The following is a 24,007-nucleotide window of genomic DNA, read 5'->3' as shown; positions in this document are numbered from 1 at the left end:
AAATGAAACGCATCGGCAACCTCTATGCCCAAGCCACCTGCCTGGATGCGCTGCACCAAGGCTATGTGGACGCCCGCAAGGGCAAGCGCGCCCGCTTCGCCTGCCACGCCTTCGAGCGCCGCCTGGGTGCCCAGCTCAGCGATCTGGCGCAGAGCCTCGAGGCCGGCACCTACGCGCCGCGGCCCTACAACACCTTCATGGTCCATGAGCCCAAGCCGCGCGAGATCAGTGCGCCGGCCTTTCGTGACCGCGTCGTGCAGCACGCGGTCTACAACGTCATCCAGCCCATTTTCGATCGCACGTTCATCGATCAGAGCTTTGCCTGCCGGCCCGGCGCCGGCACCCATGCTGCTGCCGACTACGTGCAGCACGGCATGCAGATCAGCAGGCCCGACAGCTACACGCTGCACCTCGACGTGCGCCGCTTCTACTACTCGATCGACCGCGGCATCCTGCGTGCGCTGGTCGAGCGCAAGCTCAAGGACCGGCGCCTGGTCGACCTGATGATGGCGTTTGCCGAGATGCCTGGGCCTGTCGGCCTGCCGATCGGCAATCTGCTGTCGCAGCTGCACGCGCTGATCTACCTCAACCCGCTGGACCACTACATCAAGCGCGAGCTGGGCGTGCGGCTCTACTGCCGCTACGTCGACGACTTGCTGTTGCTCGACCTGAGTCGAGACGAGGCCATCGCTCACCGTGATGCGATCGAGCACTACCTGGCGGATCACCTCAGGCTGCAGCTCAGCAAGGCCACGATGGCACCCACGCGCCGCGGGGTCAACTTCGTCGGCTACCGCACCTGGGCGAGCCGCCGGTTCGTCCGCAAGCATGCGCTGAGCACGTTCCGCCAGGCCGCGCGGCGGGGGGATCTGCAGTCCGTCGTGTCGAGCCTCGGGCATGCCCTCAAGACCGCATCACACCACCACATGGTCAACCACCTGCAGGAGCACCACCATGCCCTCCATCATCAGCTACCGAAAAGTCACCGACGCCTACACGACCCATGCGCTGCGGCTGCCTGATGGCGCCACCGAGCTGGCCACCGTGGATGGCATCACGTTCGTCAGCCTGCCCGACGGGGCCACGCTGCCGGAAGGGCAGCCCGAGCAGATCGAGGCGCAGGCGGCGCCGCTCACTGCTGAGCAGCGAGACGCGATTCGCGCGGCCAGTCCGCATGTGAAGCTGATTGGTCAGCGCGTGGTCGATCACATCCGGGCGATGTACTCGCCTGACGACGAGATGTACCTGGCGCGCATTGGCACCGGGGCGGCGCTGGGGGTGTACGAGCTCGAGGCCGGCGAGCGCGAGGAGTTGGCGCGGTATCAGGCGCATGTGGAGGCGTGCCGGGAGTGGGGGCGTGCGCAGCGTGTGGCGCTGGGGGTGTAGAGGTCGCCTGAACCGGTTCCTCTCCCGCATCCGCAGCCCGGGCAGCACCATGCCTGCATGCCTGCCATCCCCCCTGAATTCAAAGACTGGATCAACCTGATCCAGTGGCTCGCCACCGGCGCCATCGGCGTGACCGTGTGGCTGCGCAAGCCCGGCCAAGACGCCGCCGAAGCGGTCACGAAGCTGCGGGCGGAAGTGCTGACGCTGCTCTCGCGCATCACGCACCGCGTGATCACGGTGGAGGAGCACATCAAGCACGTGCCCACCTCGGCCGAGCTGATGGAGCTCGAGGGCACCGTCAAGGCCAGCGCGGCGCAGACCGCCGGCCTGGTCGAGAGCATGTCGACCATGCGCGTGCAGCTCAACCGGATCGAGGCCTATCTGCTGAACGCGAGGGATTCCCGGCTATGAGTGCGACGCCCAAATTCGCCGAGTTCCAGCAGATGGACCGCCGGCTGTCGATCCTGCAATGCCTGGCCGCTGCGGCGCAGTACCGGGTCAACGTGGGGCTGATCCAACGCTACTGCGATGCCGTGGGCCACGCGGTGAGCCGGGATCGCCTCTACGCCGATTTGACCTGGTTGAGCGAGCAGGCCCTGGTCGAAGTGAACGACAGCGGCGTGTGGGTGACCACGCTCACCGAGCGCGGGCTCGACGTGTCCAGCGGGCGCGCCAAGTGCCCGGGCGTGGCGCAACCGCAGCCGGGGACCTGAGCCATGCCCCCCGTCGGCAAGATCGCCCAGCTGCCCGAAGAGATCCGCGCCTGGCTGCACGCCACGCTGGTGAAGCGCTCGTTTGGCGACATCCACGGCGTGACCGACCAGCTGCAGGCGATGCTGCAGGAAGCCGGCATTGCGATGTACATCGGCAAGAGCGCCGTGGGTGCCGAGTCGCTCAAGATCAAGCGGGCCCAGGAGAGCATCAAGGCGTCGACCGAGGCGGCCAAGCTGATCGCCGAGAGCAGCCGCGACGATGGCGACGCACGCGGCGAGGCGCTGATGGCCCTGATCAGCAGCGACATGTTCGACTGCCTGATGAAGGCCCGCGAAGCCGAGAGCGAAGAAGACCCGATCGCCCGGCTCGGGATGATGGGCGAAGCCGCCAAGGCCGCCACCCGCCTGACCGAAGCCAGCGTGAAGCAACGCCGCTGGCGCCGTGAGGTCGAGACCAAGGCCAAGGAGGCCGCCGACGCGGTGGCCAAGATCGCCAAGACCGGCGGGCTGCAGGCCGCGCAGGTGAAGGAGATCCGGGAGCAGATCCTGGGGATCACGAAGAGGGTGACGGCGTGAGCGAGCCCGTCAATCCGCCCTGGGGGCTTTCGCCAGGCCAAGCGGCAGCGGTGCAGGCCGTCATCGACACCGGCTGCAACAAGGGTGCGGCGCGACTGCGCGATGTGTCGGTCAAGACCATCGAGGTGCAGGCCGGCGACGCGTTGCGCAAAAGCGGCAAGAGCAATCGCTTGCAGATGCTCATCGCCTTCGATCGCCACATGCGAGGTGCGGCATGAGCGACGAGGTCATCCACGGCCTGGTCGTCGACGTCGGCACGGCACTCGACCGGCTTGACCACATTCCCGCTGGCAGCGAAAAGGTCGACGCGCCGCCGCCGGTGCTCATGGCGTATCAACAGGCCTGGATCGCCGATGAGGCGCAGCTCAAGGTCATGGAGAAGAGCCGCCGCACCGGGTTGACCTGGTGCGAAGCGGCCGACGACGTGCTGATCGCGTCGGCCGAAGGCGGCAGCAACGTCTTCTACATCTCCGCCAACCAGGACATGGCCCGCGAGTACATCGAGGCTGTGGCCATGTGGGCAAAGGCTTTCTCGTACGTGGCCAGCCAGATCGGCGAGGGCATCTACGAAGACGATGTCGACCCCGAGAAGGGCCGGCGCTACATCAAGACCTTCGAAGTCACGTTCCCGGCCACGGGGCGGCGCATCCTGGCGCTCAGCTCGCGTCCGACCAACCTGCGCGGCAAGCAGGGCGTGATCGTGATCGACGAAGCCTCGTTCGCACCCGAGCTGGCCGGCCTGATCAAGGCTGCGATGGCCATGCTCCTGTGGGGCGACAAGGTGCGGATCATCAGCACCCACGATGGCGTCGAGAACCCGTTCAACTCGTTGATCGAGGAGGTGCGTGCCGGCAAGCGTGGATCTGCCGAGGTGGCCACGGTGCATCGCGTCACCTTCGACCAGGCTGTCGATGCCGGCTTGTATCGCCGCGTTTGCCTACGCAAGGGTCTGGCCTGGACGCAGGCCGGCCAAGACAAGTGGTCGACCGAAGCGCGCGCCATGTACGGCGACGACGCGGCCGAAGAGCTCGACGTGATCCCTAGCCAGAGCGGCGGCGCCTACCTGAGCCTGGCGCTGATCAGCCAGCGCATGGTGCCCGCCTGGTCGAGCACCAACCCCACCGGACCGGTGCTGATCCGCGGCAAGTGGGACGACGGCTTTGCCTACCTGCCCGAGGATGTGCGGCGCTTCGCCATTGCCGGCTGGATTGCCGAGAACATCACCCCGCACCTGGCGCGCCTGAACAAGTCGCTGCGCCATGTGTTCGGCAACGACTTCGCCCGCAACCGTGACCAGAGCGTGATCACGGTGCTGCATGAAGACCTCGACCTGGTCGAGTACGTGCGCCTGGTGGTCGAGCTGGCCAACTGCCCGTTCTCATCGCAGCAGCAGATCCTGTTCGCGCTGATCGATGGCCTGCCGCGCTTCCGTGGTGGCGCGATGGATGCCACCGGCAACGGTGCGGCGCTGGCCGAGGCCGCGGCGCAGCGCTACGGCACGCAGATGGTCGAGCAGGTGAAGCTGTCCGACGGCTTCTACCTGGCGCACATGCCCAAGCTCAAGGCCGGCCTGCAGGACGCCACGCTGGTCGACATCCCCCGCGACGATGCGCTGCGCGATGACCTGCGCGCCATCAAGCTGGTGCAGGGCGTGCCCAAGCTGCCCAAGGCCGACACGCAGAGCGCCGGGGCCAAGGCGGCCGCGGCCGACGGCGGCGGCGGCAAGCTGCGCCGGCACGGTGACTTCGCGATTGCGCTGTTCATGGCGCACTACGCCTTCACGCGCGAAGCCGGCGAGATCGACTTCATGGCGCTGCCATCCAAGGTCGAAGAGTGGGGCGGCAAGGCGGATGACGGCGATTTCGTGTCGTCGGCAGGCTGGGTGCGCGGCTTCTAGCGCCGGGTCGGGCAGCCCCATGCGCACACCCCTGTCCAAATCTATCCAAACCGGCCCAGCGCGGCCGCATGGGGGCGAGTGGCCATCTGCGTATGCCTGCGGCCCTTTGCGGCCTCAAACGGCCTTCTATCCAAAACGCTGAACCGAGGGCCGCAACGTGGCATCGAAGATCCTGGACCAATACGGCAAGCCGATCGACCTGGCCGCCATCCGCGAGCCACAGACCGAGCGCGAAGCATCCGCCACCGGCGGCGCCGCTCGCGTGGGCTGGCTGCACCGCGAGTTCGATGCGCACCCGGGCCGCGCGCTCACGCCGGCACGGCTCAACGCCATCCTGACGCAGGCCGAGCAAGGCGACATCACTGCGCAGCTCGAGCTGGCCGACGACATGGAAGAGCGCGACGGACAGATCTTCTCGGAGCTCGCCAAGCGCAAGACCGCCGTGACCACGCTCGAATGGGACGTGGAGCCGCCCGACGACGCCAGCTCGGCCGAGCAGGCAATGGCCGACCAGGTGCGCGACTGGATCAAGCAGATCCCGAACTTCGAAGAAGACGTGCTGCTTGAGCTGATGGACGCGGTGCTCAAGGGCTACAAGCCGATCGAGATGTGGTGGGAGCTCGACCAGGGCACGCGCCAGCCGCGCTTCGCGCCGCGCCCGCAGCGCTGGCTGTGCATCGGCGAAGACCGCAACAGCCTGCGCCTGCGCGACGGCGCCAGCCAGTACGGCGTGCCGCTGCAGCCCTACGGCTGGCTGCTGCACGTGCACAAGAGCCGCAACGGCTACCTGGCGCGCGGCAGCCTGGCGCGGGTGCTGGCCTGGCCGTTCCTGTTCAAGCACTACGCGGTGCGCGACCTGGCCGAGTTCCTCGAGATCTACGGCCTGCCGATGCGCCTGGGCAAGTACCCGGCCGGGGCGTCGGACGACGAGAAGCGCAAGCTGCTGCAGGCGGTGGTCAGCATCGGCCACAACGCCGGCGGCGTGATCCCGGCCTCGATGGCGATCGACTTCCAGAACGCGGCGCAGGGCAACGAGGCGCCGTTCAAGACGATGTGGGATGGCATGGACGCCGTGCAGAGCAAGATCATCTTGGGCCAGACGCTCACCAGCAGCGAGGGCAAGAGCGGCAGCCAGGCGCTGGGCAACGTGCACAACGAGGTGCGGCTGGACATCCTGCGCAGCGACGCCAAACGCGTGGCCGCCACGCTGACCAGCCAGCTGATCGCGCCGCTGGTGCTCTTCAACATCTCGGGCGCTGACCCGCGCCGGCTGCCGCGCTTCTGCATCGACGTGCCCGATCCCGAAGACCTGGCGCTCTATGCCGAGGCGCTGCCCAAGCTGGCCGCGGCGGGCATGCGCATCGGGGTGAGCGATCTGCACCGGCGCTTGCGGATCGAAGAGGCCGATGATGGCGAGGAGGTGCTGAAGGGGCCGCCGGCGCCGACGATGCCCGGCGCGCCGCCTGCGATCGGTGCGCCAGGTGCGATCGACCCCGAGGCCGAAGACTCGGCAGACGACGAAGACCCCGCCATGCCACCTGGTGTGAAGCCGCCCGTTGCGAAGCGCACCCGCGCCAAGAAGGCCCCGCCCGCCGCGGCCGCCGTCAAGCAGGTGGCGCTGGCCGGCACCACGCCACCCGCGCCGGCGCCGCGTGATGCGCTCGACGACCTGGTCGACTCCGCGCTGAGTGATTGGCAGCCGGTGATGGCCGCGCTGGTCGAGCCCTTGATGGCCGAAATCGACAAGGCCCTTGCATCAGGCGAAAGCCTGCAGGCCTTCCGCGACCGCCTGCCCAAGATCGCCAAGCAGATGGATGACGCGCCGCTGGCCGAGCGCGTGGCGCGCGCCACGTTCGTGGCCAGGCTGGCGGGCGAGGCGGATCTCGACCTCAGCGGCGACGAGCTCGTCTGACCATGCCGACGCCCATCCCCACCGACTTCACCCTCGGCGCCGTTGCGCCCGAGGAAGCAATGGCCGCATTCCAGGCTCGTGGCCTGCTGGAGACCACCTTCAGCTGGCAGGACTTGTGGCACGTGGAGCACACCCGCGCTTTCACGATCAGCCGCCTGGCTGAAACCGACCTGCTCGACTTCGTGCGTGCCGAGCTCGACAAGGCGATCGAGGCCGGCACCGATTTTCGGGACTGGGCGGACACGATCCAGCAGCGCTTCGAGGCGGCGGGATGGTGGGGCAAGCGCCAGGTGGTCGACACCGCCACCGGCGAGAAGGTCAGCACCACCTTCGATCCCAAGCGCCTGCAGCTGATCTTCGAGGTCAACACGCGGCAGAGCTACGCGGCCGGGCGCTGGGCCGGCATCGAGCGCAGCAAGGCGCGCCTGCCCTTCGTGATCTACCGGACCATGCGCGACGAGCAGGTGCGCAACTCGCACCGGCCGTGGGATGGCCTGGCGCTGCCCGTGGATGACCCGTGGTGGGACACGCATTACCCACCGTGCGGGTGGCGCTGCCGATGCCACGCCTACGCCATCGACCAGCGTGGCCTCGACAAGCTGCGCGCCGCCGGGCTGCCCGTCAAGACCGAGGCGCCGCCCACCGAGTGGGTCGAGTTCACCAACAAGCGCACCGGCGAGGTCAGCAAGGTGCCGCGCGGCGTGGATCCCGGCTTCGGCTACAACCCGCGCGCGCCGCGGCCGGTGCTGCGGGGCTGACGGCGATGAGCACAGAGCGCCTCATCAGCATCACGGTCAGCGGCGCCGAGCTGCAGGCCGCGCTCGATGCCGCGGTGCAGGCGCTGGCCCAGCCGCGCGAGCTGCTCGACAGCGTGGGCGCGGTGCTGCAGGCCAACATCAACATCCGCTTCGACACCAAGACCGACCCCAGCGGCCAGCGCTGGGCGCCGATCAGCGCGCTGACGCCGCAGTTCTATGCCCTCACCCACAACAGCAAGGGCCAGCCGCGCAAGCCGACCAAGGAGGGCTGGGCCTCGCTGCGTGCCGGCGAGCAGGACGCCACGATGCCCGGCACCTTGCTGATCCGCACCGGCCAGCTGCGCAACAGCCTCACCCGAAACTCCGGTGACGACTTCGTGGACATCGGCTTCAACCGCGCCACGCCGGGCGGCAAGTGGCAGGTGGCCATGCTCCACGAGTTCGGCACCCAGACCCAAGGCGGGAAGCAGAAGATGCCACGCCGCGGGCTGCTGACCGCTGACCCCCAGACCGGGCGCCTGGGCGGCGAGGACACGGCCGATGTGCTGGCCGAGGTGGATCGCTTCCTGACCACGTTGTTCTGACAGGCGCCCTCAACGCCTGAACCGGTTCCTCTCCCGCCTTCTGGACCCCGCCGGCACGATGCCGGCATGCCTTCCAGAAAGCCCCGTTCCACCTACATCGCACTGCTTGCCGCGGCCCTGAGCCTGGGCGCGCAGGCCGAGGTGCAACTGCTGCCCGCGGGCGAGTTCGCCGCCCGCGACGGCCGGCCTGGCAACGGCAAGGCCTGGACGCTGAGCGATGCCCAGGGCGCCAAGCTGGCGGCCGACCTGACCGCCGCATCTGCCAAGAGCGCCTTCGTCTTCGACGTCGATCACCAGACCCTCCGCGCCGAGGTCAACGGCCAGCCGGCACCCGCCGCTGGCTGGGCCACGCAGTTCGAGTGGCGCGCCGGCATCGGCCTGTTTGCCACCGACGTGCGCTGGACCGAGCAGGCCCAGGGCTGGATCGAGGGCGGTGCCTACCGCTACGTCAGCCCGGTGATCACGTTCGACCCGGCCGGCCGCATCACCGGCGTGCTGATGGCCGCCATCACCAACTACCCCGCCTTGATGGGCATGGAGCCGATCGGCCGCGATCTGGCTGCGCACCTGTCTTCCCAGTTCCACACCCCTACGCAATCACCGGAGACCGAAGTGACTCTTCTCGCTGCACTCATCGCCGCCTTCGGCCTCAAGGCCGACGCCAACGAAACCGAGGCGCTCAACGCCGTTACCGCGCTCAAGGCCGAGGCCGGCGCGCTCAAGGACAAGGCGGGCCAGCCCACCGCACTCAGCGGTGCGCTCGTCACGGCACTGGGCCTGAAGCCCGGCGCCGACGAAGCCGCCGCACTGCAAGCCGTCACCACGCTCAAGGGTGGCGACGCCGCCGCCCTGTCGGCCATCACCGCCCTGCAAGCCCAGGTGGCCGCGCTCAGCGCGCAGTCGACCGGCAACCAGGTCGAGGCGCTGGTGGCTCAAGGCCTCACCGACGGCCGGCTGCTGCCGGCCCTGAAGGACTGGGCCACCCAGCTGGGCAAGAAGGATCTGACGGCGCTGCAAGGCTTCCTTTCCACCGCGCCGAAGCTGCTGCCCGGTGCCGGCGGGCAGACCAACGGCGTGGAGCCCGGCGCCGATGGCGTGGTGGCGCTCAACGCCGAAACCAAGAAGGTGCTGACGCTGATGGGCATCACCGAAGAGGCCTGGCTGAAGCAGTACGGCAAGAAGGCCTGACCCGCTCGCGCCGCGCCACCCTGTACCCCTGATCTGATCCCCCGGAGTCACTCATGACCGCCACCACCACTGACCGCAACACCAAGGCCCGCTCGGGCCGCCAGCGTGTGTTTGGCCTCGCGGCCGCCGCTGTGATTCCGGCGGGCGTGATCGCCTGCCTCAACGCCGCCGGCGAGCTCGTCAACGGCGCCACCTCCACCACGCTCAAGTGCGTGGGCGTGAGCATGGGCAACTACAACAACGCCACGGGCGCAGCCGGCGCCGTCAAGGGCGAGGTGCAGAACGGCGTCTACGGCCCGTTTGCCAACAGCGCCTCGACCGACCTGATCGCCCTGGCCGACGTGGGCAGCACCTGCTTCATCGTCGACAACCAGACCGTGGCCAAGACCAACGGAACCAGCACGCGCAGCGCCGCGGGCGTGGTGTTCGACGTCGACACCGATGGCGTGTGGGTCAGCTTCTCCTGACCTGACCGCAGCCGCAGCAACCCCACACCGGAGCACCTGACATGATCCTCAACGCCGCCACCCTTGCCCTGCTCGCGCAGACCGTCGACATGCGTTTCCAGGCGGGCCTGGCCCGCGCCGTGACCGCGTGGGACGCCGTCGCGATGACCGTCCCGAGCGCCTCGGCCGAGAACATCTACCCGTACCTGAAGGACGTGGGCGCCATCCGCGAGTGGGTGGGCGATCGCGTGATCCAGAACCTGGCCAAGGGCGAGTTCTCGATCAAGAACAAGTCCTACGAGCAGACCCAGGGCGTGCCCCGCACCGCGGTGGATGACGATGCCTACGGTGTCTACGGCCCGATGTTCGAGAACATGGGCCTGAACGTGGCTTCGTTCCCGGCCGACCAGATTTTCCCGACCCTCAAGGCCGGCTTCACCACGCTGGGCCCCGATGGCCAGTACTTCTTCGACACCGACCACCCTGTGGGCTCGGGCGTGGTGAGCAACCACATGGGTGGCGCGGGCGAGGCCTGGTACATCATCGACGCGAGCAAGGTCTACAAGCCGGTGATCTGGCAGCCGCGCAAGGCGTTCAACATGGTCAAGCTCTTCAGCGAGACCGACCCGAACGTGTTCTTCAAGAGCGAGTACGTCTGGGGCGTCGACGGCCGCGCGGGCGTGGGCTACAGCCCGTTCTGGCAGCTCGCGTTCGCCAGCAAGCAGACGCTCGACGCCACCAACATCACCGCAACGCTGACCGCGATGGCCAGCCAGCGCGGCGAGAGTGGCAAGCCGCTCAAGATCACCCCGACCCACCTGGTGTGCAGCCCGACCCTGGCCGAGACCGCCCGCGCGATCTTCGGCAAGGAGCTGATCAGCAACGGCGAGAGCAACGTGCTCAAGGGCCGTCTGCAGGTGATCGAGGCGCCCGAACTGCTGTAACGCCGGACTCACGACGACGCGATGACCCCGAGCGCCGGCAGGTGGCGCACGGGATAGCCCTTTGTGACTGGTGCGCGCACGACATCTGCCGAAGTGCCGCGCCAACCCATCCCGACCGGAGCCACGCATGGCCACCAAGCCGAAGACCCTCCCTGCCATCACCGTCACCAGCCGCAGCCCGCGCGGCAACCTCTGGCGCGCTGGCCGCGACTGGAGCGCGCAGCCCACCACGGTGGCCATCAGCGAACTCAGCGATGCGCAGATCGCGGCGCTCAAGGCCGAGCCGCTGCTGCTGGTGCAGAACGCCGAGATCACGCCCGACGGCGAAGTCGGCCAGGTCGAGTAACGCGCCGCCATGCCCTACGCCACGCAGCAGGACATGATCGACCGCTTCGGGTCGCCGCGCCTGCAGCAGCTCACCGACATCGAGGAGCCGCTGCTCGGCGCGATCCGGCCGGCGGTGATCGCCGCCAAGCTGGCCGACGCCGATGCCGAGATCGACGGCTACCTGATCGGCCGCTACGAGCTGCCGCTGGCGGCCTGGCCGGCGATCCTGAAGGTGCATGCCTGCTCGATCTGCTGGTATCGCCTGCTCGGCAGCTCGGCAGACGAACCGGCCCGTCGCGACTACGAAGACGCACTGGCCTACCTGGTCAAGGTGGCGCGCGGCGACGTGGTGGTGGTGGCGCCTTCGGCCGCGCCGCCGGTCAGCGGTGCCGGTGCGGTGCTGTTCGATGCGGGCAGCAAGGTGTTCGGGCGCGAGTCATGAGCACGGCCTTCACGCTGGTGCGCGACGCCGTGGCAGCTGCGATGGCGCAGGCCCCGGCTCTGGCCGGCGGGCGCATCACCGGCGGCCTCAAGCGCCCGGCGATCAATGAATACCCGTCGCGGGTGGACGTGCAGTTGGTCAAGAGCAAGGGTCGATACGACCTGGCCGGCCCGGGGGCTCCGCGCACCTGGGTGACCCTCATTGCCGTGACCGCCCTGGTGCGTGCAGCCCCTGGCGACACGCCCGACGCGACCCTGGATGACCTGGTGCTCGGCATCTCCGAGCGCCTGGACACGCTGAGCGCTGCGGCGCTGGGCGCCCAGTCCATCGACCTCGACCCCGAGGTGACCTGGGGCGTGATCGAAGGCGGCCCGAACAGCCCGAATTTCGCGATGGCGCAGTGGAAGCTGGCCATCACGCACGAGACCGTGGGCGCCAGTCTGGCCCCCCGTCACTGAAACCCCTTTGCACACACTGATCTGGAGCCGCTCATGGACAAGCGCATCGCACCCGTCATCGACGCCGAGACCGGCAAGGTGATCGAACTCAACCCGCCGTGCGGCGGCAGCTGGCTGCGCGACGCCGACGGCGGCTTGACGCCTGGCGATGCAGCCACCGCCAAGGCCGCCGGCCTGCAGTGGGGCGATGCCCCGGCCGAGCCCGACCCGGAGATCGTGCCGGACCTCGTGCCGCGCAAGACCGGCCGCTGAGCGCCGGCCCCAGACCCCACACCTGACAGGAGCCCAGCATGGCCGGCAGCATTCAGAACAGCGTCATCCTCGCCAAGATCGAGGTGACCAGCGGCACCGATTCGGCGCCCACCAACACCGCGGACGCCGTGGCGATCCGCGTGACCAACCTCTCGGCCAAGATCGAGGAGAAGTTCGCCGAGCGCGACGTCATCACCGGCGGCTTCTCGGCGCCTGACAAGCTGCCGTACACGCGCCGCGGCACGATCAGCTTCAGCTGCGAGATGCAGGCCAGCGGCACGCTGGGCACCGCGCCGCAGTGGGGCGACCTGCTGCAGGCCTGCGGTTTCAGCGAGACCGTGACTGCGACCGCCCGGGTGGACTACCTGCCCGCATCGACGGCGCTCAAGACGCTGACGATCTGGGCCTACATCAACAACCGGCTCGAGAAGTTCACGTTCTGCGCCGGCACGGTGAAGGTCTCGATGAGCGTCGGCAAGGTGCCGAGCCTGGACTTCACGTTCACCGGCCTGGTCACCAGCTCGGCGGCATCGGGCCTGGTGACGCCCACGCTCACGGCCTGGATCCGTGCCGAGGCGGTGGGGCCTGCGTTCACCACCCCGCTGTCGATCGGCCCCGTCACCTACAGCGCCGGTGCACTCGCCGGCGGCACCCAGTACGCGTTCAAGTCGCTCGAAATCGACATGGCCAACGACGTTCAGGACATCGAGCTGGTGCAGGTGGAGTCGGTGGGCATCTACGGCCGCAACCCGAGCGCGCAGATCACCGCCGACCTGGGCGGCACCGCGCACGCGGCGTTCAAGGCCGACATGCATGCCGGCACCACCCGAGCCTTCGGCCTGGTGCACGGCTCGGTGGGTGGTCGCAAGGTGGGTGTCTACGCACCGGTGGGCGTGATCACCAGCGTGGATGACCAGCAGGATGGCCCGGTGATGATCGACAAGCTGGGCTTCACCCTGCGGCCGGCGGCCAACAACGACGAGTTCCGCATCTTCTGCATCTGAGGCGCTGGCCATGATCAAGCTCAAACCGAACCCCACGTTCAAGCACACCGTCGCGCTCACGGTGGCCGGCAGTGCCGAAGGCGCCAAGGTCGAGTTCACCTTCCGGCACAAGGGCGTTGCGGCGCTCGATGCCTGGGTGAAGAAGCCCGGCCTGATGGCCCGGGACGGCGTCACGCTCAGCAGCGTGCAGTACCTCGACGAGGTGATCGAGGCCTGGTCTGGCCCGATCAACGACGACGGCACCGACGCGCTGTACTCGCCCGAGGCGCTGCAGAGGCTGCTCGATGCCTACCCGCCGTCGGCGCAAGAGATCTACGACGGCTACCGCGCTGCGCTGGAAACGAGCCGCGCAAAAAACTGAGGGCGGTGGCCCGCGCGGTGCTCGCCGGGCCACCGCGCCCCACCGCTGCCGCGCGCAGCGACTACGACGCCGCGCTGGCCGCCTTCGGCACCACCGACCCGGATGCGGCCGATTTCACTGGCCGCGCCACGCAGGCCAACCAGGACACCACTGAGCTATGGCCCGAGCACCAACCCGCCTACACGCTGTTCGACGCGATGCAGACCCAGTGGCGCACCGCCAGTGGCGGTGTGATCGGGCTGGACTACGGGCCGCTGGCCTGGGTGTGCTCGCGGGTGGGCATCTCGCCGGCCGACGAGGCGCAGGCGTTTGCCGATCTGCGGGTGATGGAGGACGAGGCGCTGGTGTGGTTTGCCGAGCAGGCCGAGCAGCACCGATCCAAGTGACCACCGGAGCCACGCATGGCTGACATCGGCGCCAAGATCATCATCACATCGGATGTGACGGGGGCGCTCAAGGGCCTGCGTGACGTCAAGGACTCGGCCACACAGCTGGGTGCCACGTCGGCCAACACCGGCCAGCAAGGCGCTGCCGCGCTGGACCGGCAAGCCACCGCGGCATCCACCGCTGCAGCGGCCACCGGCGCGGCCGCCACGCAGGGGGCTGCCGCTGCAACCACGGCGGCAGCCGCCACCACGCAAGGCGCTTCCGCCACGGCCGCAGCTAGCGCCAAGGCCACCGAGGCCATCGATCAGCAGGGCAAGGCTGCAGGCGTGAGCGCGGCGCAGACAGCGGCCGCCATGCGCACGTTGCCGGCGCAGTTCACCGACATCGCCACCAGCCTGGCCGGTGGGCAAAGCCCGCTGATGGTGCTGCTGCAGCAGGGCGGGCAGATCAAGGACTCGTTCGGCGGCATCGGCCCCGCGGCCAGGGCGTTGGGCGGCTACGTGTACGAGCTGATCGGCCCGTTCACGCTGACCGCCGGTGCTGCTGCAGCACTGGCCCTGGCCTACGCGCAGGGTAGCCGCGAGGCTGATGCCTACTCGACGGCGCTGATCCTCAACGGCAACGTCGCAGGCACCACGGCGGGCCGGTTGCAGGACGCCGCCAGCCGCATCGACGGCGTGGTGGGCACGCAGGCCGCGGCAGCCGAGGCGCTGGCACAGTTCGCGGGCGCGGCCAACATCTCACCTGCTGGCCTGGAGCGGTTCGCCACGGCGGCCATCCAGATGGAGCGCGCGGTCGGCACATCGGTGGCCGAGACGGTCAAGCAGTTCAGCGCGCTGGGCCAGGCGCCGCTGGCGGAGTCGATCAAGCTCAACAGCCAGATCAACTACCTGACGGTGTCGGTCTACCAGCAGATTCGCGCGCTGACCGAGGCGGGTCGCACCACCGAAGCTGCAGCCCTGGCGCAGCAGGCCTACGCCGATGCCATCGAATCCCGGGCAGGCCAGATCATCGAGCGGCTGGGCTCCATTGAGCGGGGATGGTCGGGTGTCAAGGACATCGCCAAGGAAGCGTGGGACGCGATGCTCAACGTCGGCCGCGCCGACACGCTGACCGACACCTTGACCGAGGCCGAGGCTCGGCTGACGGAGCTGCAGGGCAAGAACCCGTTCAAAAATGCCGGCCTGGTCGAGGCGACGCAGGCCACGCTTGGCGGCGATGACTTCCTGGTGCGCCGGATCCGCGAGCAGCAGGGGCTCGTGGCCACGCTGAAGGAATCGATCCAGCTCGAGGGCCGCGCCGCCACACAGCAGCGCGAGGCCGCAACCAACACTCAGGCGGTGATCGGTGCCCAGGGCTACGTCGATCGGCTGCACCAGCAGACCAACGCGCAAGCCGGGTTGACCAAGGCCCTGGACGAATACCGGCGCAATGCCGATCTGCTGGCCCGTGCCGGCAGCCCGATCGATGCGGCCCAGCAGGCGAAGGACCTGGACGCACTGCGTGCCAAGTACGCCGACAAGAGCGGCCCGGCGGCCTATGACGCCGCCCTGAACCTGCAGCGGGCCCGCGACCAGGCAGCGGGCAATGAGCGCCTGCGCGGCATCGAGGCGCAGGAGCAGCAGCTCGCGGTGGTGCGCGCGCAAGGGCTGCTGAGCGTCGACGAATTCGAGCGGCAGCGCCTGGACATCCAGCGCCAAAAGCTGCGTGAGCGCGAAGGCCTGCTGCAAGAAGAGATCGAGCTCGAGCAGCAGCGCCGGCCGGCCGATGCCGCGGGCCGCGTGGCGCAGCAGGCCAAGGTGGTCGGGCTGCAGGATCAGCTCTCGGGTGTACGCGCCGAGCAGAAAGCGCTGCCGCTGGTGGCTCAGGCCGGCACCGAGCAGCGGGCCCTGGAGGATTCGCGCCAGCGCTCGCAGGCCTGGGCGCAAGCCTGGACCACCGCGAACAACCAGGTCACCGAGCTTGCCGAGCAGAACGCCCGCTCACGCGCCGCACTGATCACCGACCCGGTGGCACGCGCCGGAGCCGAGCTCGACATGCAGGTGGCCGCGATCCGCAAGCAGGCCGACCAGGTCACGAAGGACCTGCAGCTCACGCTCGGCCTGACGGTCGACCCGGCGCAGCGCAAGTTGCTGCAGAGCGAGATCACCGCCATCGGCGAGCAGTCGGCCGAGGCCATCGTGCTGGCCAATGCGGGCATGGCCGAGCGCATGAAGCCGGGCTGGCAGCAGATGGTCGACGGCTGGAGCGATGCCACCCGCCTGATGCGCGAGAGCCACGACGAGCTGATGCAGGGCGTGGTGCGCAATGGCGAAGACGCGTTCGTGGAGTTCGCGCGCACCGGCAAGCTCAACATCAAGAGCCTGGTCGACGATGCGCTGGAGCAGATGCTGCGCCTCGAATTCCGCAAGGCGCTGGGGGGCGATACCGGCAAGTCGGCGCTGGGCGCGATCTCGGAGTTTCTGGGGGGCAAGCCATCTGCCGGGAAGCCGGGCAAGTCTGAGGATGCGGACACGCTCGACAGCTTCAACAGCTGGGAGCGCGACCTTGACGAGATGTCGGGCACGGCCGCTGCGGCGGGTGAATCGATGCAGCGATCGGCTGTGTCGACCGACCTGTTGAGCGGCCAGTTCGCGGACTTGACCAAAGGCCTGGGCAGCTTCGGCAGCGTGCTGATGAGCGCCGCCCAGGCCGTTGGGCTGCTGGCCAGCAGCAGCAGCGGCGGGTCGTCGGGCGCCGGCTTTCTGGGCATGCTGGCCAGCCTGGCCAGCAGCGGCGGCAACAGCGCCGCGCCCACGATCGCCGGCAATGCCTCGATCCCGATCGACTTGGCCGCCACCGGCCGGGCCTACCGGGCCGGCGGCGCAGTGGCATTTGCCAGCGGGGGATCGTTCACCAACAGCGTCGTCACGAGCGACACCTACTTCAAGTTCAAGAGCGGTGGCCAGACCCGACTGGGGCTCATGGGCGAGGCGGGCGACGAGGCCATCATGCCGCTGCGCCGCTCGGGCGGCGGCCACCAGGTCGATGCGGTCGATCGCACCGGCAAGCTCGTGGGCGGCATGCAGCTGCGCCGCGGCCCGGGTGGCCGGCTGGCGGTGCAGGCGTTTGCCACCGGCGGCTCGTTCGGGGGTGGGGCACGCCTGGCCGAAACCATCGGCCGCGCCAGCGGCAGCGCGGCCGGCGCAGACGCGGGCCTCGCACTCACCGTCGCCCCGGTCATCAACATCGACGCCCGCACCGACAAGACGCAGGTGATGCAGCTGGTTCAGCAGGGCGTGCAGCAGGCGGTCAACCAGGCGGTGTCGAAGGTGGCCGATCAGCGCGCCCGCGGCAACCGCGCCTTCAGCTCCTGACCCGACCATGACGACCTACACCTACCCGACCACCGGCAGCGCCTTCGCGCCGGCGGGTCTGACGTGGACCCAGCGCCACAACACCCGCGTGTCGACCTCATCGCTCAACGGCGCGACCCAGACCAGCAGTCTGCCGGGCAGCCGATGGGCGGTGTCCCTGGACTACCCCATCCAGACCTATGCCGAGCGCGCGCAGATCGAGGCCTTGCTGACCCGGCTCAGCGGCATGGAGCACCGACTGGCGCTGTGGGACGTGAGCCGGCCCCAGCGCCGCGGCACCTGCAACCTCACCGGTGTGACGGTCAGCGCCGTGGCGGCGCAATTTGCAGCCGGCCTGGTCCTGGCTGGCTGCGGCGCGTCCACCACGCTGCTGGCGGGCGACTGGCTGCGCGTGACCACCAGCAACGGCGCCCAGCTGCTGCAGATCGCGGCTGACGCAACGGCATCAGCCGGTGGCGCCATGACGGTCGAGACCCGACCGCTGCTGCGCGGCAGCGTGGCCTCTGGCGCTGCGGTGACGCTCGACAAGCCGACCGCCTTGTTCGTGCTGGCCACCCCGGAACTGAGCATCCCGCGCGGCGGCACCAACAAGTGCCCGCCGTTCTCGGTCGAGCTGATGGAGGTGTTCTCGTGACCCGCGCACTGACAAGCCCTTTCGCTGCCGCGCTGGCGGGCGCCCATGTGACCGCGTTCCCGCTGATCGAGCTCGGCTTCGCGTCGGGCACCGACTACGTCTGCGGCCTGGCGCACGACGTGACCTGGTCGGGCAACACCTACAGCGCCGCGCAGGGCCTGATCAGCATCGAGGCGCTGGAAGAGACCGCTGCATCGGCACAGGGCCTGCGCATCCTGCTGGCCGGCGCGCCGGGCGCGAACGTGGCGCTTGCGCTGCAGGAGAAGGTGCAGGGCCGGCCGGTCACGGTGCGCCTGGCGGTGCTCGATGCGGCTGGCGCGCTGCAGGTCGACACCAACGTCTGGCAGGGCCTGATGGACACGATGCAGATCGACGACAACGCCAGCAACTGCGTCGTCTCGATCACGGCCGAACACATGCTGGCCGTCTGGGATCGCCCCCGCCCGGCGCGCTACACCGATGCCGCGCAGCAGGCCCTGTACCCAGGTGACCGCGGGCTCGAGTACGTCGCGGCTGTAGCGGAAGCGCAGATCGTCTGGCCCGGCAAAGAGTTCTTCGCAGCATGAGCTTCATCAGCAACTTCTTCACCGCTGCGGTCGCGTTCGTTGCGTCGGGCTTCAATCCCTGGGTGGCTGCGGCGGCATTCGCGGCCGGAACCTACAACGACATGGACGTGCGCCGCCGGCAGCGCAACGCCCGCAAGGCCTACAACGACTCGCTCAAGGACCGCTACGCGATGGTCAAGAGCGCGACCGAGGCGCGCAAGGTCGTCTACGGCCGGGCCCGGGTGTCCGGCCCGATCGTGTTTGCGCACTCGTCGGGCGACAAGAAGCAGTACTTGCACCTGGTCGTCGCGCTGGCCGGGCATCAGATCGATGCCGTCGAGACGATCTACCTCAACGACGTTGCGCTGCCGGCGCCGAACGCGAGCACCGGCTTCATCGAGTCGGGGGAGTACTTCTCGGGCCGGCAGGAAACCCGCAGCGCCGGCGCGGCCGTATCGGCTGGCGGGGCGTTCTCGATCACGCTGCCGCTGGGCCCGGGCGAGTCACTGGTCAGCGTGGTCGGGATGACGCGGCGCATGGCCTACGGCGCCACCGTCCAGTTCGCAGCCCAGTCCTACACGCTGTCGGGCAACGTGGTCAGCGGGGTTGCTGGGGGTGGGAACGGCTCGCTGAGTGTCACGGGTGTGTCGGTGACCTACACCATCGCCACCGGCACCTCGCGGGTGCGGGTGCGCTCGGTGCTGGGCACGGCCACCCAGTCGGCGTTCGCAGAGCTGGTCGCCGAGAGCGGCGGCAAGTGGACTGCGGCGCACCAGCTCAAGGGCATCGCGGCGATCTATCTGCGCCTCGAGTACGACCAGGACATCTTCGGGCAGACCGGCTTGCCCAACGTCAGCGCCGTCGTGCGCGGCAAGCCGATTCGTGACCCCCGCACCGGCCTGACGGTCTGGACCGACAACGCCGCGCTCTGCCTGGCCGACTACCTGCGCGACGCGACCTACGGCATGGGCGCCAGTGCTGCCCAGGTGCCCGACGCCGAGCTGATCGCCGCGGCCAACATCTGCGACGAGCTGGTGACGCTCACCGCCTCGCCGTTGACCACCGAGCCCCGCTACACCTGCAACGGCGTGCTCGACAGCGGCGCCACCGCCCGCGACAACCTCGACAAGCTGACCGAGTCGATGGCCGGATCACTGGTCTGGACCCAAGGCCGCTGGCTCATGCGCGCCGGCGCCCATCGGGCCGCGGTGCTGACGCTGACCGAAGACATGCTCGCCGACAAGGCCCCCGTCATCAGCCCGTTCGCGTCCCGCGCCAACCTGGTCAACCGGATCGTGCCGACCTACGCCGAGAGCGCCAAGGCCTACACCGAGATGCAGGCGCCGGCCGTCAGCAACGCGACCTACCTGGCCGACGATGGCGGCATCGACCTGCCGCAGGAGATCACCTACGACCTGGTCACCGGCGCGCTGCGGGCCCAGCGCCTGGCAAAGATCGAGCTGGAGCGCTCCCGCCAGGCTCTCACAGTGCAAATCAGTTGCAACCTGCGCGGCTATGACCTGAGCCCCAGCGACACGGTTGCGCTGACGCTCGTGCGCTACGGGTGGTCGGGCAAGCTGTTCGAGGTGATGAGTCGCACGCTCGACCCGGCCACGATGCAGGTCGATCTGACGCTGCGCGAGACGGCGGCGGCGGTGTGGGACTGGGCGCTCGGCGACGCCACCACGGTCGACTTGACGCCCAACACGTCGCTGCCCAATCCGCTGGTGCGGCCTGCTGCGCTGACCGGCCTGTCGGCCGCCAGCGGAACGACGCACCTGCAGTTGGGCGCTGACGGCACGGTCATCACCCGCGCGCTGCTGTCGTGGACGCAGAGCACCGAGGCGTTCGTGGCCGAGGGCGGACACGTGCAGGTGCAATGGCGTATCGCCGACGCAGCGACCTGGCAGGACGCTCCGCACGTACCGGGGGCAGCGACCTCGACCTACCTCGCGCCGCTGCCGGATGCTGGCGTGATCTACATCCAGGCGCGTGCCGTGAACAGCTTGGGGCGGGCGAGCGACTGGGTGGTGATCAGCCATGTCGTCGTCGGCAAGAGCGCCGTGCCCGTCAACGTGGCGGGGCTGACTGCCGCTGTGGTGCCGGGCGGCGTCAAGATCACGTGGACGGGCAGCGACGAGCTCGACTACGCCAGCACCCAGCTGCGCATCGGCACCAGCTGGGCCGCGGGCACGCTGTTGGCCGACCTCAAGGGCAACACCTACACCTGGCCGTGGCCAGCGCAGGGCAGCTACACGATCCGGGCGCGCCACTTCGACAGCAGCGGCAACGTCAGCGCCGCTGACGCATCGGTGGTGGCGGTGGTCGACGCCAGTGCGCTGGTGCAGTGGGGCAACATCACCGGCCAGCCGCAGGCCGGGCGCAACCTTGTGGACACGAGCACATGGGTTGCCGGGCAGGCGGATGCCACGATGCCGTGGCCGCGCATCACCAACACCGCGACCGAGAACTCGATCGTGCTGGGCATTGGTCCGCGCGGAGTCGGGTCTCTGCTTTGGCGCGCGGTGGCGTCGGGAGACAGCGCAACAGCGGGCAACGGTGATGGCGGCTGGAGCGGCAGCTGGTCACCCGGCGCGTTCATCGTGCCCGACACGACCAAGACCTATCGCGTCGTCGTGCCGTGCAAGCGGGTGGGGTCGGGCGGCAACGGCACCATCTATGTGGGCCCGGCACCAGGGTTTCCCGCTGTCGCCCAGATTGCAGACATCAACACCACGACCGGCAACACGAACCCGTATTTCGACGGGCAGCCGATTTCGACTGCGCCGGCCGACGTGTGGCTGCTGGTCGTGGGCTATGTCTACCCCGCGGGCAGCTCAGGCATGACCAACGCCGGCGCAGGCACCTATCGATGCGACACCGGCGCCCTGCTCGGTGCTGGGACCAATTACTGCTGGATGGCCGATGCTGACACGTTCGGCGTGCGGGCCTTTCAGTACGGCACGACCGTGGTCGGCGCCGAGGTGCAGTTCGGCGAGCCGCAGATCCACATCGCCGACGGCACCGAACCGAGCATCCTGCAGCTCATGGGCGATGGTGCATGGCGCGGCCTCACCGCCGTGCTCAGCAACGACAGCCACACCGTGCCGGCTGACAGTGCCGGCGTGGTCGGCACGTTCGCCGGCGCTGCCAGCACGATCACCGTATTGCAGGCCGGCGCCGATGCCACGGCAAGCTGGGCGATCAGCAAGGTCGACACCAGCTGCACCAGCACGCTCGCCGGCACCACCGTGACCGTGAGCGCGCTGGCTGCTGACGTCGGGTATGTGGACATCACTGCTACCCGATCGGGCTACGCAACGCTGACGCGGCGCTTCACGATCAGCAAGGTGCGCGCCGGTGCAGCCGGCGCCACGGGGGCAACGGGTTCGACAGGGGCCACCGGCGCCACGGGAGCAACCGGTGCGGCGGCCACCGCCTACTGGATCGAGCGCAGCGTGGGCGCCATCGCCCGCAGCGTGGCGGGGGTCTACACACCCGCCAGCGTCACGTTCACCGCTCGATCGGCCACCGGCGCCGCGGCACCTGCCGCCTACGCCGGGCGGTTCGTGATCGCAGAGACCACCGACGGCACCACGTTCACCACCGTCTACACCAGCGCCGCCAACGAGAGCAGCCGCACCCAGACGCCCGCGGCGGGCATCAAGGCCCTGCGGGTGACGCTCTACCTGGCCGGCGGCACCACGACCCAGCTCGATCAGGAGATCGTGCCTGTCGTCGTGGATGGCGCGACGGGCGCCACAGGTTCGGCCGGTGCGACAGGCGCCACCGGCCCGGCCGGCGCCAACGCGGTCAGCCTGGTGCTCAGCAACGAGGCGCACGCCGTGCCCGCCGACAGCGCTGGCACGGTCACGAGCTTCGGCGGCGCGACGTCGACGGCGTTTGTCTACGAGGGCGGCACCGGCGGGGTCGGCTGGACGATCAGCAAGGTGTTCACGAGCTGTGCGGGCACGGCCGGCGATGCGGCCTCGGTGGTCAACATCAGCAGCCTGAGTGCCGACGTCGGCTATGTGGACTTCACGGCCAGCAAGAGCGGCTTCAGCGGCGTGACCAAGCGCTTCACGATCAGCAAGGTGCGCGCCGGTGCGGCCGGCGCCACAGGGGCAACGGGTTCGACAGGGGCCACCGGCGCCACGGGGGCAGCAGGCGCAGCGGCCACCGCCTACTGGCTCTCCCGCAGCGCTGGCGCCATCAAGCGCAGCGTGTCGGGTGCCTACACCCCGGCCAGCCTCACGGTCACGGCCTACAGCGCCACCGGCACCGCCGCGCCGGCCGCCTACGCCGGCCGCTTTGTGATCGCCCAGACCCTCGACGGCTCGACCTACACCGACGTCTACACCAGCGCCGCGAACGAAAGCAGCCGGAGCCAGACGCCGGCGGCCGGAGTCGTGGCACTGCGACTGCGCCTCTACCTGGCCGGCGGCACAACGACGCTGCTCGACGAGGAGATCGTGCCGGTGGTCGACGATGGCAGCGGCGTCAACATGGTCGATACGGGGTGGTGGTCGCCCAGTGCCACGTTCGCGTGGGCAAAGCGCGAGCACGCGCCCACGCCGGAGACCGCCATCATCTGGGCGCCAGGGGTCAAGGGGCAGAGCGTGCCCGTCGTCCAGTGCGTGGCAGACAGCTACAACAAGGTCTACACGCCCAGCAACGTCGCTGCGACGTCGTTCTGGAATGCGTTCTGGTTCCCCGCCGAAACCCAGGGAACCGCTGTGGCTCCGACGGCTGCGCTTGATGCCGCAGGCGGTTACACCACGACTGCGGGCGTCTACAGCGGGCCTGCGTACAAGATCACCAAAACTGCCACTGCGGTGCAGTCCAGCGGCATGGGCAACAAGGCCTTCGCGGTGACCCCTGGCCAGGTGCTGCGTGTGAGCGTGCGCGTGCGCGGCGATGCCGCCTCGGCGGCGGGCTTGTACGTGCTGATCAACCAGGCCACGACGATGCCTGCGTCCGGCGCCGTGACGTTCAGCAATCGCGCCAGCGTCGTCAACATCCTGGCCAATGGCCCGGCGACATCGACCTACACCCAGTACGCGATTACGGCATACACGGTGCCCGCGGGTGTTGTCGCGATCTCGGTGTCGGTGTTTTCGTGGACGAACGGCCCACTGAGCCTGTGGATCGACGACCCCGTGATCAATCTGGCCAGCGCCACCGATAACGCGGTCGGGCCTCGCGAAAACAACGATGGGGGGTTCGAGGCGTCAGCTGCAAATGCCTTTGTCCCAGACCCGGCCAAGACGTACCGATTTCTGGTGCCGATCTGGCGCGAAACCGCCGGGCTCTACGCGATCCAGTACTTCGGGTCCGAGAACAACAAGGTCTGCAACCTCAACACCAGCACGCTCAACGGCAACCCCTATTTCACGACCACCAGCACTCTGACGGCAGGCCGCTGGTATCTGGCGGTCGGGTATGTCTACCCGGCCGGTTCGACGGGCATGACGCACACCGATGCCGGTGTGTGGGACACGACCACCGGAGCAAAACTCCAAGGTGGGGCGAACTACTGCTGGCCTGCTGCGGCGTCGTCGTGCGGGGTACGGGCGTTTCAGTTTGCGGCCGACAACGGATCAGAGACGCGGTTCGGCCAGCCGATGGTGCACGTTGTGGATGGCACCGAGCCGCCGCTGGGGGCGTGGCTGGCGGTCACGACGGCGGACATTGCGCCTGATTCCGTCACGAGATTCGTCGAGTTCTACGACGCCGCCGGCATCGTCAAATCAAATGCGGGGTGATTGAGCGTGGGGCTTCCATCTGGATCATTTTCATCAACCGAATCCGGCCGCCTCGTCGTGAAGTTTTCGGGG

The 24,007-nt window shown here is 68.9% G+C and carries 24 protein-coding genes; all 24 read left to right on the top strand.

Features of this window, described 5'->3' with window-relative positions; translation table 11 throughout:
• Positions 1–2: 2 nt before the first annotated feature.
• The 24 genes from LCHO_RS11285 to LCHO_RS11175 all read left to right on the top strand — a co-directional run bounded on the left by LCHO_RS11285 (position 3) and on the right by LCHO_RS11175 (position 23,935).
• Complete coding sequence (locus LCHO_RS11285; protein ID WP_012347281.1) at positions 3–1,022, top strand: reverse transcriptase domain-containing protein; 1,020 nt, start codon at positions 3–5, stop codon at positions 1,020–1,022.
• Positions 955–1,386, top strand: coding sequence for a hypothetical protein (locus LCHO_RS11280; RefSeq protein WP_150105460.1), 432 nt, complete (start codon positions 955–957; stop codon positions 1,384–1,386). Before LCHO_RS11285 ends, LCHO_RS11280 begins: the two co-directional genes overlap by 68 nt.
• Positions 1,387–1,443: 57 nt before the next feature.
• A complete protein-coding gene (locus LCHO_RS11275) occupies positions 1,444–1,797 on the top strand; it encodes a hypothetical protein (protein WP_012347279.1) in 354 nt (117 codons plus the stop codon).
• Entirely contained in the window at positions 1,794–2,099 is a 306-nt protein-coding gene (locus LCHO_RS11270) for a VpaChn25_0724 family phage protein (RefSeq protein WP_012347278.1), read from the top strand. The genes LCHO_RS11275 and LCHO_RS11270 overlap by 4 nt, the downstream gene beginning before the upstream one ends.
• A gap of 3 nt (positions 2,100–2,102) precedes the next feature.
• Complete coding sequence (locus tag LCHO_RS11265) at positions 2,103–2,675, top strand: DUF3486 family protein (protein WP_012347277.1); 573 nt, start codon at positions 2,103–2,105, stop codon at positions 2,673–2,675.
• Positions 2,672–2,893 carry a hypothetical protein gene (locus tag LCHO_RS23390; RefSeq protein ID WP_012347276.1) on the top strand — a complete coding sequence of 74 codons (222 nt, stop codon included), beginning with the start codon at positions 2,672–2,674 and terminating at the stop codon, positions 2,891–2,893. The genes LCHO_RS11265 and LCHO_RS23390 overlap by 4 nt, the downstream gene beginning before the upstream one ends.
• Positions 2,890–4,572, top strand: coding sequence for a hypothetical protein (locus LCHO_RS11260; protein WP_012347275.1), 1,683 nt, complete (start codon positions 2,890–2,892; stop codon positions 4,570–4,572). The genes LCHO_RS23390 and LCHO_RS11260 overlap by 4 nt, the downstream gene beginning before the upstream one ends.
• Before the next feature lie 157 nt (positions 4,573–4,729).
• Entirely contained in the window at positions 4,730–6,484 is a 1,755-nt protein-coding gene (locus LCHO_RS11255) for a DUF935 domain-containing protein (protein WP_012347274.1), read from the top strand.
• 2 nt (positions 6,485–6,486) lie between these two features.
• Positions 6,487–7,242, top strand: coding sequence for a phage head morphogenesis protein (locus LCHO_RS11250; RefSeq protein WP_012347273.1), 756 nt, complete (start codon positions 6,487–6,489; stop codon positions 7,240–7,242).
• 5 nt (positions 7,243–7,247) lie between these two features.
• The gene (locus LCHO_RS11245) at positions 7,248–7,826 is read left to right on the top strand and encodes a phage virion morphogenesis protein (RefSeq protein WP_012347272.1); all 579 of its coding nucleotides are present in this window, start codon (positions 7,248–7,250) and stop codon (positions 7,824–7,826) included.
• Between the two features lie 66 nt (positions 7,827–7,892).
• Entirely contained in the window at positions 7,893–9,014 is a 1,122-nt protein-coding gene (locus LCHO_RS11240; protein ID WP_012347271.1) for a phage protease, read from the top strand.
• Positions 9,015–9,067: 53 nt separating this feature from the next.
• The gene (locus LCHO_RS11235) at positions 9,068–9,481 is read left to right on the top strand and encodes a hypothetical protein (RefSeq protein ID WP_012347270.1); all 414 of its coding nucleotides are present in this window, start codon (positions 9,068–9,070) and stop codon (positions 9,479–9,481) included.
• Between the two features lie 41 nt (positions 9,482–9,522).
• Positions 9,523–10,404, top strand: a complete 882-nt coding sequence (locus LCHO_RS11230; RefSeq protein ID WP_012347269.1) for a Mu-like prophage major head subunit gpT family protein — start codon at positions 9,523–9,525, stop codon at positions 10,402–10,404.
• Between the two features lie 127 nt (positions 10,405–10,531).
• Entirely contained in the window at positions 10,532–10,750 is a 219-nt protein-coding gene (locus tag LCHO_RS11225) for a hypothetical protein (RefSeq protein WP_012347268.1), read from the top strand.
• A 9-nt stretch (positions 10,751–10,759) separates the two neighbouring features.
• Positions 10,760–11,173, top strand: a complete 414-nt coding sequence (locus LCHO_RS11220; protein ID WP_012347267.1) for a gp436 family protein — start codon at positions 10,760–10,762, stop codon at positions 11,171–11,173.
• Positions 11,170–11,631 (top strand): hypothetical protein, encoded by a 462-nt coding sequence (locus LCHO_RS11215; RefSeq protein ID WP_012347266.1) that lies wholly within the window; start codon positions 11,170–11,172, stop codon positions 11,629–11,631. The genes LCHO_RS11220 and LCHO_RS11215 overlap by 4 nt, the downstream gene beginning before the upstream one ends.
• 33 nt (positions 11,632–11,664) lie before the next feature.
• Positions 11,665–11,883: a hypothetical protein gene (locus tag LCHO_RS11210; RefSeq protein ID WP_012347265.1), complete on the top strand. Its 219-nt coding sequence runs from the start codon at positions 11,665–11,667 to the stop codon at positions 11,881–11,883.
• A gap of 38 nt (positions 11,884–11,921) precedes the next feature.
• Positions 11,922–12,887, top strand: coding sequence for a phage tail tube protein (locus tag LCHO_RS11205; RefSeq protein ID WP_012347264.1), 966 nt, complete (start codon positions 11,922–11,924; stop codon positions 12,885–12,887).
• 10 nt (positions 12,888–12,897) lie between these two features.
• Entirely contained in the window at positions 12,898–13,248 is a 351-nt protein-coding gene (locus tag LCHO_RS11200; RefSeq protein WP_012347263.1) for a phage tail assembly chaperone, read from the top strand.
• A gap of 17 nt (positions 13,249–13,265) precedes the next feature.
• On the top strand, positions 13,266–13,634 hold the full coding sequence (locus LCHO_RS22755) for a DUF1799 domain-containing protein (RefSeq protein WP_012347262.1): 369 nt from the start codon (positions 13,266–13,268) through the stop codon (positions 13,632–13,634).
• Between the two features lie 15 nt (positions 13,635–13,649).
• Positions 13,650–16,991, top strand: a complete 3,342-nt coding sequence (locus LCHO_RS22145; RefSeq protein WP_012347261.1) for a phage tail tape measure protein — start codon at positions 13,650–13,652, stop codon at positions 16,989–16,991.
• Between the two features lie 7 nt (positions 16,992–16,998).
• Entirely contained in the window at positions 16,999–17,625 is a 627-nt protein-coding gene (locus tag LCHO_RS22140; RefSeq protein WP_012347260.1) for a hypothetical protein, read from the top strand.
• A complete protein-coding gene (locus LCHO_RS11180; RefSeq protein ID WP_012347259.1) occupies positions 17,622–18,191 on the top strand; it encodes a hypothetical protein in 570 nt (189 codons plus the stop codon). Before LCHO_RS22140 ends, LCHO_RS11180 begins: the two co-directional genes overlap by 4 nt.
• Entirely contained in the window at positions 18,188–23,935 is a 5,748-nt protein-coding gene (locus LCHO_RS11175; RefSeq protein ID WP_012347258.1) for a phage tail protein, read from the top strand. Before LCHO_RS11180 ends, LCHO_RS11175 begins: the two co-directional genes overlap by 4 nt.
• The last annotated feature ends 72 nt before the right edge of the window (positions 23,936–24,007 follow it).

It is taken from the genome of Leptothrix cholodnii SP-6 (genome assembly GCF_000019785.1).
Lineage (GTDB): Bacteria > Pseudomonadota > Gammaproteobacteria > Burkholderiales > Burkholderiaceae_C > Sphaerotilus > Sphaerotilus cholodnii.
This window is presented reverse-complemented; position numbering and strand designations above follow the sequence as displayed.